The sequence below is a fragment of the Clostridium algoriphilum genome, from assembly GCF_020443705.1.
Taxonomy (GTDB): Bacteria; Bacillota; Clostridia; order Clostridiales; family Clostridiaceae; genus Clostridium_AD; species Clostridium_AD algoriphilum.
The window spans coordinates 72,770-84,559 of record NZ_JAIZZK010000005.1 but is presented as its reverse complement, the minus strand read 5'-3'; the positions used below and the strand labels follow the sequence as shown (position 1 = coordinate 84,559).

Genomic DNA, 11,790 nt, shown 5'->3' with positions numbered 1-11,790 from the left:
ATGAAAATTGGAATTGATGCTAGAGCAGCAAAATGGTATAGAGGAACTGGTATAGGCACATATTCTTACCAACTGATTCACTCTTTAAATAAAATTGACAATTACAATGATTATTTGCTTTTTGTCCCAGATGATTGTAAATTAGACATACCTTTTAAAAAAAATTTCCATATAAATAATATAAAGCAAGTTAATCAGAATAATTTTTGGAATGAGGTGAATATCTCTAACCCATTAATAGACAAGTCTATGGACATATACCACGTTCCTCAAAATGGTATTGGACTGCCAACAAATAAAGATTGTCCTTTCGTTATCACACTGCATGATGTTATTCCTTATAAAATGCCAGATACAGTTGGTGAACAATATTTAAAAATATTTAATGAGAAATTACCTAATATTATTCCATTATGTGACGGTATAATTACAGTATCAGAGTATTCAAAGCAGGATATTGTTAAGGCGTTTAACTTTCCACCGGATAAAATATATGTTACTTATTTAGCTAGTGAGGATATTTATAAACCTTACAATAAAAATCTTAGTAAGTCTATCATCGAAGATAATTACTCTATTATAGGTGACTATATTCTATATATTGGAGGATTTAGCCCTAGAAAAAACATTCTTGGATTACTTAATTCTTTTAGCTTACTCCTACCAAAACTAAAAAGAGATATTAAATTAGTTGTTGCAGGTAACAAAGGTAAATCATACGATATTTATAAAAAAAGAGCACAAGATCTGCATATTGAAGATAAAGTAATTTTTCCAGGGTTTATATCTATGAACCATATCCCCTTCATGTATAATGCTTGTGAGCTTTTTGTATATCCTTCTTTTTACGAAGGTTTTGGATTACCACCAATTGAAGCAATGGCTTGTGGAGTGCCTGTAATCACATCAAATGTTACCTCAATACCTGAGATAGTTAAGGACTCAACTCTACTTGTAGATCCATATAATGTTAATGAATTAAGTGAAAAAATGTATAATGTGCTTAATGATGATGATTTGAGACATTCCCTTATAACTAAAGGATTAGAAAGAGCCTCGACACTAACTTGGGAACATACAGCTGCAGATACTCTACTTGCATATCAAAATATACTAGGAAAATTTAAATAAATGCCTTTACTTCAAAGCGTTTTTACTTTCAAATCCTCAAAATTTAAGCCCCGCATAGTGTATTTAACATTATGGGGGCTTCTTAACTAACAATTATAATAATCTTTAAAGGATTCCAAAAATTCTTCTCTATCTTTTTTATATTCTACTTTCTTTTTTAATCTACTCAAGAATATTTGTTCACTCCACTGTTTTTTTCTTGTGTAGTAATCTCTAGATATACTGTAAAAATCCTCTGGAAAGCTAAGCATTCCATATAATACCTTAATTTCCCTATCATCTAATGGATTTATTGATGTATATTCGCTTAATATACTGTTGCATTTGTCTATATCGTAACAGAAATCTTTGATAGCTTTATTTGTGAAATTACAAATGTCATGTACCTTTAAATCTATAACTGCATAATCAAAATCTAGGAAATATACTTCTTCCTTATGAATTAATATATTATGATGAGCCAAGTCATGGTGACAAAATACTATTTTCTCTTTATCCTTACATAAATTGTAATACTGCGAACCTTTAAGTATATTTATGCTTTTTATTATATTTTCCTCATAATATTGTACATGTTCTAAAAATATACAATCAAACTCATTTTTATTTTCATTTAAAGTTGCTATGTTTTTGAAAAACATGAGTTCCTTTAATTTTTCACTGAAATTTTCTATCATTTTACCACATGAGTATCGCTGCTCATTAGTCTGGAGTAGCTTTTTAAATGCATCCTCATCTATAAGCCCTTGTGAAGCTTTATGAAGCTCAGCTATTGCTCTAGACGTAAGCATTACATCCACTGGATTACTATACTCACATTCTCTGCCCTCTACTAAATTCATTATACAATATATATCACTTTTCCAAAGGACATATATAAGGTTAGATTTAGTCTTTTCAAATTCAATGATTCTATTAAAATTATTATTTTTAATATACTCAATACCGTAATTAATAAATTCGAGCTGCTTTATACTATAGTTAACTTTTTTTAAAACCTTATCACCTTTGTCAGTATTAAGTATAAATACTTTTCTTACTGGAATAACATCATAAACCACTAGGTCAAATTCGTTAAATAAATTTACATCTAAATCATATTTACTTAAATACGCCTTATCTTTATATCTAATATCTAACATATCGTCACCTCTCTAATTCTAACTTAACTGCTTTACAACAAAGATTTTCCATCTTGAACTATCGCTTTTATAATTTTCTCAGAAAACCTATCCTCATGCCACATCCTTTTACCTGATCTATACCTATTGCAACATTTCATGAATTCATGAGGGTAAGATATTACTGCTAATAAAAATTTCAAGCTAGACTTATCCAATCCTTCGATATAGCAGAACTCCTCTGCTAACTTATGAAAATTAAGGTTTAACCCTTTTCTCTTTAGTTTACTAAGTAGAAAGAAACAATCCATTTCCACCATATTGTAACTGCAATTTTCAAAACTAACCACTTCAATAGAATTATTTTGTCTAAGGTTCCGGAAAGATGTGTTTCCTAGGCATATCTCACCTCGCCTCATGCTTCTTGTTAAAATTTCTAAATAATTTGCACCATATACAGTTTTAATGCATTCTTCCCCTCTAATAATAATTTCGTCCCCATATTTAATAATTAATTTTTCGTAAGCATTTTTAGGTACCTCTCTGTTAATATTATTTATATCGCAAGAAAGCTTTTTAACAGAGATTTTATATTCTTCTATTGTTTTTCCTGTATTGTTATTTAGCCTATTCCTGAGGTAACCATCAAAACCTAAAGATTTTTTATGAAAAGCATAAATAGCGCCAAATTGCCTTATTACTAATTTTTCAATTATTTCTAATTCTATATTTTTATACTCAAAATCAATTACATCTACATTGTTGATACCTTTAAACACCATATAGTCAGAAAAATCATTATAGATGCTTATTGCCACTCGCACCACCTCAAATTCAATCTATTACTTTATTTATTTCTTTTACGATTTTTGTCCATCTTTTTTAATATCTCTCTTTGCTGAAATTCTAACTCATTAAGTTTCTTTTGCCTTCTTCTTATTTTTTTAAGCTTTTTTACTTCTTCTTTCATATTATCAAGTTTCATATCATAATCCTCTACAGAGGATTCTTGTACTTCCATTTTCTCAATTTCACTCTTCTCATTTTCAATATCATCCGCGCCCATATCTTTTCTACTCTTTCCCATAATATTACCTCCCATATTTTATTTTTCTAAATTGTTCAATAAAAATTTGTTTTTCTACTATATCTTCCTGCATCTTTTCAAGCTTTTTCAAAAAAAACTCCTCTCCCCAATTCTTTTTTTCCCAATAATATTGAATACCTATTTGCCAATATTCCTGGGGGAATTCCATAAATGCTGCCATCACTTCTATATCACTCCTATATATTAAATTTGTAGCATCATATTCATCCATTATAGTTAGTGCGTTTTCAAGGCTCCATTTGCCATTTTTCATTCTTCTTATCAGAAGGCTACTTAAATCATGTAAATGAGTATCTAAAATGCAATAATCAAAATCAATAATGCTGATTCCTCCACCTTTTTCCATCAATACATTATGATGAGCATAATCATGGTGGCAGAATCCCCTATGTTTAATTTCCTCTTTCATCTTATCAATATATTTACTTTTACACAGATTGTCTATCGATCTATTACCCCGTGCAAACTCATCCTGCATTATCTTTAAGTAGTTATTATCAAATGTAGTCTTATTCTCTTTTTCACTTATTCTTCTTTTAAAATCTAATATCTCATTTTCTCTAGTCCTAAAAGTTTCTATCCATTTAAGCCATGCTATTCTAGGTTTCATATCAGGTTTAACTTTAAAATTCAAACTTTTTATATGGAGCTGTGCAAGTTTAGATGAACATAATTTTATTTCCTCTGGATTATCATAATCACATTCTCTTGCGTCTACCCAAGGCGTTAAATAAGCATATTTGTTTTCAAGTTTTATATACTTCTCATTACATTTAGTAGGAATAATTTTCGGTATATTTTGAAAACCATTGTTTTGTAAATGTTCTATAACACCAACAATAAATAGAAAATGCTTAAACTCATAATTAATGATTTTCAAGCAGTACATACCCTCTTTACTTTCTATTTTACAAACATTCTTTATTTTTTTTATATTATTAATAGAAAGAGAATAATTATCCTTTACTATCTCCTTTAATTCCTGGATTTCCAAGTCATGCCTCCAAAATATTGTTCTATTGCAATATATGAACTTCTTGAATAATTTGTGCTTAATTATATTTGCTCATATAGCACACTTTTTAAGTTAAAATAATATATTAATATATATTATCTTTTAAATAAATTTAATAAATAAGTGAAGAGTTTTTTAAATGATTTCATTGAGTATAGGGTTTTTTTAATAATATTAAGGAGTGAAACCTATGAAGATTGCAATTGATGCTAGGGGCATCAATTTATATAGCGGCACTGGTATAGGAACTTATACAGAAAATGTACTGAAAAATTTACTTAACATAGATGTCGTTAATGACTACCATGTTTTTTGGTCAGGTAATAATTATGAGAGCATAAAAAAAGATAACTGCAAAGTAGTAATGACCTCTAAAAAACACCAAAGGTTCTTTGAAGACTACTATTTCCCAGAAAATATTACAAAAGAAAACATAGACGTATATCATATGCCCCAAAACGGCATAGGTTTCTCGCAAGAAATAACTTGCAAAAAAATTGTCACTATACATGATTTAATTCCATACGTTATGCCAGAGACAGTCGGCAAAGGATATTTGCTTAAGTTTTTAAAAGAGATGCCAATAATTATAGGTGGTTCAGATGGAATAATAACAGTATCTGAATTTTCCAAAAGGGATATTCTTAAATTCTTTCCAATAGATGAGCGTAAGGTTTTTGTAACTCCCTTGGCTGCTGATAAAAAATATATGCCTTTAGACAAATGTCATTGTAAAAATTTTCTAGAGAAAGCATATAATTTAGCAAATCCATTTATACTCTACCTAGGTGGTTTCAGCGAAAGAAAGAATATCTCATCTGCCATAATTGCTTTTTCTAAAGTATATAAGGATTTAAATAAGAAATATGATTTAGTTATTGTAGGTGACTATAAAGACCCTGATCAAAAGTTAGTAAAACTTACAAATGAATTAAAAATGGAATCTAATGTTATTTTTACTGGTTATGTACCTGAGGATCATTTACCTCTATTCTATAACTGCTGTGATACTTTCATATATCCGTCTTATTACGAAGGCTTTGGACTACCACCTCTAGAGGCAATGAACTGTGGCACCCCCGTAATCGCTTCTAGTCTTACATCTATCCCAGAAGTAGTTGGTGATGGCGGAATTTTAATTAATCCATATGATATTTCAGAAATATCTAACGCAATAGGCAATTTGTTAAGTTATGAAAGTTTAAGAACAGAACTTAGTTCTAAGGCATTGATAAGAGCCAAAGAATTCTCATGGCAAAATACTGCACGTAGCACCCTTAAAGTGTATGACAGCATACACAATTCTGGATCTACTTCTTAATATAATTAGTTTACATTAAAGAAGGCTTGCATAATTAATATGCAAGCCTTCTTTAATATTTAATTTATAATTTATAATTTATAATTTATAATTTATAATTTATTAATTATGCTTGCTAAATATCCTGCTCCAAAGCCGTTGTCAATATTAACAACACTAACTCCACTAGAACAACTATTTAACATACTTAAAAGTGCAGCAAGCCCTTTAAAGCTAGCTCCATATCCTACACTTGTCGGAACAGCAATAACTGGTTTATCAACTAATCCTCCGACAACGCTTGTTAAAGCACCTTCCATTCCCGCCACTGTAATTACTACCCTAGCACGCCTTATAACATCTAGGTTCTCAAATAACCTATGTATGCCTGCTACTCCCACATCATAAATCCTTTCGACCTTGTTCCCAAAAATTTCTGCAGTAATTGCAGCTTCTTCTGCAACCGGTATATCAGAAGTTCCTCCTGTTACTAATGCGATATAAGTACTTTGAATTTCAACGTCCTTCCTCTTAATTACAATTGTTCTCGCAAGTTCATTGTACTCGGCATCATCACAGACCTGCCTTACCCCGTCATACATTTCCCCAGATGCCCTTGTTCCAAGAATGTTTACATCCTTAGTAATCATTAAACTAACAATGTCCTTTATCTGCTCCACAGTTTTACCTTCACAATATATAACCTCTGGGTAGCCAACTCTAAGTTCTCTATGATTATCTATTTTTGCAAATCCTAAATCTGAATAGGAGAAATCTTTTAATTTATCCATACCATCTTCAATGGATATATCACCATTTTTAATAGATTTAAGAAATATTTTCATTTCTTTTGAATTCATATATACCCACCTTTTTTATCTTTACGTTTATTTTGTAGCATACAAACCTAATTTATATTTCGTTTTTTAATTGATTATATACCTTACTTATAGGAAATCCTAAACTTTGAGCTATCTTCTTACATTCTTCGTACTCCAATTTACTTTTTATTTTTTCACCTTTATAGTAAGCTTCTTTGACTGTAACTTCACCATAACTAGTACTTACTTTAATAAACTTTCTTTGAAGTTTTGTCTTATTAACATTAAAACTTCTAATACCAAATGTAGTAGTTTCTCTAAATAAAATTTCTTTTATCTTATCCACTTTTTCATCCTTACACAAAACACTTACTTTTATACTTGGTCTTCCTTTTTTCATAATAATTGGAGTTAAATATACATCCAAGGCTCCCTCATTAAAAAGCTTATCAATGATGAATTCATATAATTCTGAATTCATATCATCTATATTGCATTCAATAATATGCTCAAATATTTCATTAACATCTTTGGCTTTATATACTCCTTCCAATTTATTTATATATTTCACTTCCTTATTTTCTTGTTCTACTAACATAACTCTTAGTACATTAGGGATTTCAGTATCTCTATTACCTATGCCATATCCTATTTTATTTATTATAAAATTATTGTTATCTTTAAATTCAACCACATTTGCTGCGAGAATTGCTGCTCCTGTAGGTGTTGTGGTTTCAAAGAGAACCGCTCCAAGTTTTACTGGAATTCCCTTTAATATTTCGACAGTAGCAGGTGCTGGCACTGGTATAAGTCCATGAGCACACTTAACGAACCCACCACCGAGTTCAACTGACGAGCTCATTATCTTATCAACACTTAAATAATCCAAACAAATAGCAGCCCCTACTATATCTACAATGGAGTCTACAGCTCCTACCTCATGAAAATGAATTTCATATAATGGCTTTCCATGAACCTTTGACTCAGCTAGAGCGATTTTCATAAACATTTTCATACTTAGTTCTTTTACTTTTAAGCTTAAATCACTGACCTCTACAATCTCTTTTATATCTTTAAGATTTCGATGCTGATGATTGCTATGGTTATCATCTTCATGAAAGTGCGCAGCTTCATCCTCATCGTGATTATGTTCATGATGAGGAACACCTTCATCATGCTGATGATCCAGTAAAACTACATCTACCTTAGTACCCTCTATTCCTTTTCTTATCCCTCTTGATACTTTTATTTCATATCCATCTAAATTTAGTTTGATTAATTCGTCAATTAAATACTTCTTATCTATACCTAAATCTAGTAATGCTCCTAAATTCATGTCACCACTAATACCAGAAAAACAATCATAATATAGTATTTTCATTTCATCTACTCCATTTCTTTTGTATTTATTTAATTGTACCAAATAAATAAAAATTATAAAATAAATATATATAAAAAAAATTAAAATAAAAAGAAGATAATTGTTTTTACAACTCTCTTCTCATAAATTAATTACGTTACTTTTTGATTTGCTAACATATAATTTTGTTTTTCAACTTCCATATAGATTTTTTCAACATTTTCTCCAAAACACTTAGATGATAATGGTTCTATTCCATTGTAAGCATTTTTTACCATAAGATCGCGCCCGTCTTTATCCCTTAAGATGCCGAATAATATTCCAGCTAAATCTTCATCATTATAAAAAACTCTTCCATTAATTTTGTCATTTATTATACCATCTAAATTTTTATCATATTTGGCCACCACAGGAACTTGTGCTGCCATAGCTTCAGCAAATGTTAAACCTTGGGTTTCAGTAAGTGATGCCCCTACAAACACATCTCCCATTTGATAATATTTGCCTATATCCGCCCAGGGTTTCTCACCCGCAAACACAACAGACTCTGAAATTCCTAGCTCTTTAGTTAACACTTCTAGATTTTCACGTTCAGGGCCATCACCTACAATGAGCAATTTACAATTCGCTATTTTTTTTGTTAATTCACTCATACTATTTATAATTACATCTATGCTTTTTTCTTTTGCAATACGCCCAATAAACAATATCACTGGTTCATTTTCATTTATTCCAAAAGATTTCTTCTCATTTTTGATAAGTTGTTCATCATAATTACTTCTTTCGAATGGTTCAATATTAACCCCTGTAGGTATTACATCTATATGTCTTCTTAAACCATATTGCTCTAATGCCTCTTTTACTTTTATTGTTGGTACTATTATCGCACTACAATCTCTACAATATAGTTTACTTACCTTCTTTGCAAATTGAGAAGCAGGCTTAAGCATTATACCACGTGATACATAATGAATATAATCCTCGTACATAGTATGATAAGTGTGAACAACAGGAATATCTAACCTTTTTGCAACAATTCTTCCAAATATACCTATGCTGAATTCTGTTTGTGTGTGTATTATATCTAGGTCTAGTTTTTTTATTTTATTCATAATTTTATGTGAATATATCATCCCAACTCTTTGAGAAGGTAAAAAGAAGAACGGTATGCTAGGCAATCTAATGATGCCTTCCTGCTCCTCTACATCCGGGTGTGTAACTGTAATGATGGTTACATTATGCCCAAGTCTGATTAACTCATTTCTTAGTATCATAGTTGACGTAACTACCCCACTCACTTGCGGATAATAAGTATCACTAAAAATTCCAATATTCATAATCATTCCCCTTTAAATACTATAATTTATTTAAAAATTCTCTATTTAATATGCATTATTATTTCCCTTAATCTTTCATAAACGCATAAAAACCAAAGATTATACAGGAGTAAAATGTAATTAATCTCCATAATAATATAGCAGCCATTATATTATTAGATGCGAAAAACAAACTAAAAAACATATAGAATGCCCCCTCTGCTCCACCAACGGCACCAGGCAATGGTATAAACGCTGTTAACATCATTACAAATGCAGTTCCAGCTATCATGCTACCTATGTTAGCATAACTCATACCAAAACTAAGATAAATAAAATAAGGGATAATAAAAATTATGGTTAATTGAAATGTTGTATAACAAACAGGTTTAATTAACAATCGTTTACTGTGTTTTACTATCTCCATATTATCATGAAACTGATCCAAATTATTATTAATATGCGTTTGAATTTTGTTTGTATCTTTTACTAATTTAAATTTCCCTAATATCTTAGATAAAACTAATATTAATTTATGTGTTAATTTACGATATTTAGAAAATATAACAAGGAATATAATTATACTTGCATTAACTATAAATCCTATCCCTATTAAATAAAACAAGTTGCTCATCTTACTTTTAAAAAAACTAGCTTTCCAGAATATAAGAATTAATGAGTAAATAGTTAATATTGTTTGATAGATAATAAATTTAATCATAAGTGCCGACCCTGAATTACCTGCCCCAAGTCCTTGTTTTGTAAGTGCATATAACTGCATTGGCTGGCCACCAGATGCAAATGGTGTAATTGAATTAAAATACTGTCCTATCATAGTAACTTTAAATGCTTTTTTAAATTTATAGTCTTTTTTAATTAAAAAAATAATACTTTGCAATGTTTTGGCTTCAAATATCCAATACAACACCATTGAAAATATTGCTGCAATTATCCATCGAATTTGCAAATTTTTTATTTGATGAATTAAATCCACCCAACCGTGCGACAATATAATGAGCAAAATAAATATAATCCCAGAACCAATTCCTATAAAAAAATTAAGTTTATAATTTTTCATTAATTTACCTGCCCTTTATTCTCCAAACCTTTTTGTAAAATATTTTCCACATATCAAGTACACTCTCTTTTGAATAGAAATTATGTCCTCTTATAGCTTTGTTTTTAGCATTCTCATAATAACTCGAATCATTTTTTAGTTTTTTTATTGCACTTATAAATCCTTCATTATCATGCTCTTTCAAGTAATAATCAAATAGTATATCCTCATATAGTTCTAAATCCCTTAATAATATCGGAGTGTAGGTATTCATTGCTTCGAGTATTGACATAGGAAAAAGCTCGTTGTAAGATGGCATGAATAAAACATCTGATACATTATATATATCATTCATCAAATCTCTGTCAACTATCCCTGTAAATAATATATTTTTTGGTGCATTATCCATTTCGTTTTTTAATTCTTTGTATCCATCAGTAATATTCCCAAAAGAAAAACCACCAGCCCAAATAAATTGTACTTCAGGAAGCTTTTTTGCTATATTAATAAAATCAATGACGCCTTTCCTTGTTTGTATCTGACCTACTCCAAGAACAACAAAAGAATTCTTTGCAATATTAAGTTTTTGTTTTGCAATAAGTTTATCCTCATTAGTGATATTATAAAATTTTTCACTTGAAACATAATTAGGAATATACGTGATTTTCTTTTTATCAATATTGTATGCCTCAAGCTTAGGTATAAAGTTAGGATTAACAGTAACTAAATAATCCATACCGTTATAAAAACTTATGATATATTTATAAAAAATCTTTTCAATAAATCTAGGCAACTTAATACTACCTTCAATAGTTTCTGGCAAAAAATGTACATACCCCACAGTTACACCTTTTCTCTTAGCAAAAGGTATACTTAAATAATGCTTGAAGTCAATAGTATGATAATGCATTATTTCGGTTCTTGCTCTTTTATTTATTACTACTTTATATTCTTTATCTAATCCATTTTGGACTAGATTTACTTGCTCTAAGTAAGCTGAACCTACCCCTTGACCTTTGATTTTATCTGCTGATGATAGCATATTTATAGTAGGCATAATAGTCACTCCTATCTAATATAACCTTGTTAATACATTTATTGTACTCTATTTTTATTAAGTATTGATTAATATTACCTTAAAGTTTTCTTAAATTTTACCATTTAGCTATAAAAACCTGTTTATAATTAATTTTGCCCAACTTTTTTTATTTTAACATTAAATAATTATGTGTAAGGTATATTTTAATTATATGTTTTATTTTCATTATTTTACCACTCATATTTCTAATGTAAAAAGTAGATAATACTCTTGTGATATTTTAAAAAAGACTGGAGGTAATGGATATGATGAATAATGAAAACAAACAATTAGAAAGTAACAACTTAAAAGTAATTAAAGATCAATTAGGGTATGAGTCATTGCTTAACAAAAAATTTAATGAATATGGTTCACAATGCGCAGATCAGAATTTAAAGAATCTTTGCAATGAAGCTAGTCAAACTCATAAACAGAATTTTAATACATTAAAAACTTACCTTGATTCTCACAAATAAAATATAA

General features: G+C 29.4%; 12 protein-coding genes. 3 read left to right on the top strand and 9 right to left on the bottom strand.

All coding sequences use genetic code 11. The features are described from left to right. Complete coding sequence (locus LGK95_RS06350) at window positions 1–1,131, top strand: glycosyltransferase family 4 protein (RefSeq protein WP_226123362.1); 1,131 nt, start codon at window positions 1–3, stop codon at window positions 1,129–1,131. A gap of 86 nt (window positions 1,132–1,217) precedes the next feature. Here LGK95_RS06350 and LGK95_RS06345 read toward each other — a convergent pair whose 3' ends face one another. From LGK95_RS06345 to LGK95_RS06330, 4 genes are read right to left on the bottom strand one after another with little or no spacing between them, the layout of a single operon-like run. Further along, entirely contained in the window at window positions 1,218–2,273 is a 1,056-nt protein-coding gene (locus LGK95_RS06345; RefSeq protein WP_226123360.1) for a CotS family spore coat protein, read from the bottom strand. A gap of 32 nt (window positions 2,274–2,305) precedes the next feature. Continuing rightward, a complete protein-coding gene (locus LGK95_RS06340) occupies window positions 2,306–3,070 on the bottom strand; it encodes a hypothetical protein (RefSeq protein ID WP_226123358.1) in 765 nt (254 codons plus the stop codon). Between the two features lie 29 nt (window positions 3,071–3,099). Then, window positions 3,100–3,339: a hypothetical protein gene (locus tag LGK95_RS06335; protein ID WP_226123356.1), complete on the bottom strand. Its 240-nt coding sequence runs from the start codon at window positions 3,337–3,339 to the stop codon at window positions 3,100–3,102. 4 nt (window positions 3,340–3,343) lie between these two features. Beyond that, entirely contained in the window at window positions 3,344–4,354 is a 1,011-nt protein-coding gene (locus tag LGK95_RS06330; protein WP_226123355.1) for a CotS family spore coat protein, read from the bottom strand. A 211-nt stretch (window positions 4,355–4,565) separates the two neighbouring features. On the opposite strand from LGK95_RS06330, the gene LGK95_RS06325 reads away from it, so the two are divergent. Continuing rightward, complete coding sequence (locus LGK95_RS06325) at window positions 4,566–5,696, top strand: glycosyltransferase family 4 protein (protein ID WP_226123354.1); 1,131 nt, start codon at window positions 4,566–4,568, stop codon at window positions 5,694–5,696. A 92-nt stretch (window positions 5,697–5,788) separates the two neighbouring features. On the opposite strand, the gene larB is transcribed toward LGK95_RS06325, so the two are convergent. The 5 genes from larB to LGK95_RS06300 form a co-directional block, all read right to left on the bottom strand. Continuing rightward, window positions 5,789–6,535, bottom strand: a complete 747-nt coding sequence (gene larB / locus LGK95_RS06320) for a nickel pincer cofactor biosynthesis protein LarB (protein WP_226123353.1) — start codon at window positions 6,533–6,535, stop codon at window positions 5,789–5,791. Window positions 6,536–6,587: 52 nt separating this feature from the next. Further along, window positions 6,588–7,877, bottom strand: a complete 1,290-nt coding sequence (larC, locus tag LGK95_RS06315; protein WP_226123352.1) for a nickel pincer cofactor biosynthesis protein LarC — start codon at window positions 7,875–7,877, stop codon at window positions 6,588–6,590. Window positions 7,878–8,008: 131 nt separating this feature from the next. Next, the gene (locus LGK95_RS06310) at window positions 8,009–9,193 is read right to left on the bottom strand and encodes a glycosyltransferase family 4 protein (protein ID WP_226123351.1); all 1,185 of its coding nucleotides are present in this window, start codon (window positions 9,191–9,193) and stop codon (window positions 8,009–8,011) included. Between the two features lie 67 nt (window positions 9,194–9,260). Further along, on the bottom strand, window positions 9,261–10,250 hold the full coding sequence (locus tag LGK95_RS06305; protein ID WP_226123350.1) for a lysylphosphatidylglycerol synthase transmembrane domain-containing protein: 990 nt from the start codon (window positions 10,248–10,250) through the stop codon (window positions 9,261–9,263). A 4-nt stretch (window positions 10,251–10,254) separates the two neighbouring features. Further along, window positions 10,255–11,286 (bottom strand): glycosyltransferase family 4 protein, encoded by a 1,032-nt coding sequence (locus LGK95_RS06300; protein ID WP_226123349.1) that lies wholly within the window; start codon window positions 11,284–11,286, stop codon window positions 10,255–10,257. Window positions 11,287–11,573: 287 nt separating this feature from the next. Between LGK95_RS06300 and LGK95_RS06295 the strand changes: the two genes are divergently transcribed. Continuing rightward, complete coding sequence (locus LGK95_RS06295; RefSeq protein ID WP_226123348.1) at window positions 11,574–11,783, top strand: hypothetical protein; 210 nt, start codon at window positions 11,574–11,576, stop codon at window positions 11,781–11,783. The last annotated feature ends 7 nt before the right edge of the window (window positions 11,784–11,790 follow it).

Excerpts from the sequence above, each read along its gene's own strand:
- LGK95_RS06295 (WP_226123348.1), top strand. The coding sequence starts at position 11,574 with ATGATGAATAATGAAAACAAACAATTAGAAAGTAACAACTTAAAAGTA.
- LGK95_RS06345 (WP_226123360.1), bottom strand. The coding sequence starts at position 2,273 with ATGTTAGATATTAGATATAAAGATAAGGCGTATTTAAGTAAATATGAT.
- LGK95_RS06310 (WP_226123351.1), bottom strand. The coding sequence starts at position 9,193 with ATGAATATTGGAATTTTTAGTGATACTTATTATCCGCAAGTGAGTGGG.
- LGK95_RS06325 (WP_226123354.1), top strand. The coding sequence starts at position 4,566 with ATGAAGATTGCAATTGATGCTAGGGGCATCAATTTATATAGCGGCACT.
- LGK95_RS06305 (WP_226123350.1), bottom strand. The coding sequence starts at position 10,250 with ATGAAAAATTATAAACTTAATTTTTTTATAGGAATTGGTTCTGGGATT.
- LGK95_RS06335 (WP_226123356.1), bottom strand. The coding sequence starts at position 3,339 with ATGGGAAAGAGTAGAAAAGATATGGGCGCGGATGATATTGAAAATGAG.
- larB (WP_226123353.1), bottom strand. The coding sequence starts at position 6,535 with ATGAATTCAAAAGAAATGAAAATATTTCTTAAATCTATTAAAAATGGT.
- larC (WP_226123352.1), bottom strand. The coding sequence starts at position 7,877 with ATGAAAATACTATATTATGATTGTTTTTCTGGTATTAGTGGTGACATG.
- LGK95_RS06300 (WP_226123349.1), bottom strand. The coding sequence starts at position 11,286 with ATGCCTACTATAAATATGCTATCATCAGCAGATAAAATCAAAGGTCAA.
- LGK95_RS06350 (WP_226123362.1), top strand. The coding sequence starts at position 1 with ATGAAAATTGGAATTGATGCTAGAGCAGCAAAATGGTATAGAGGAACT.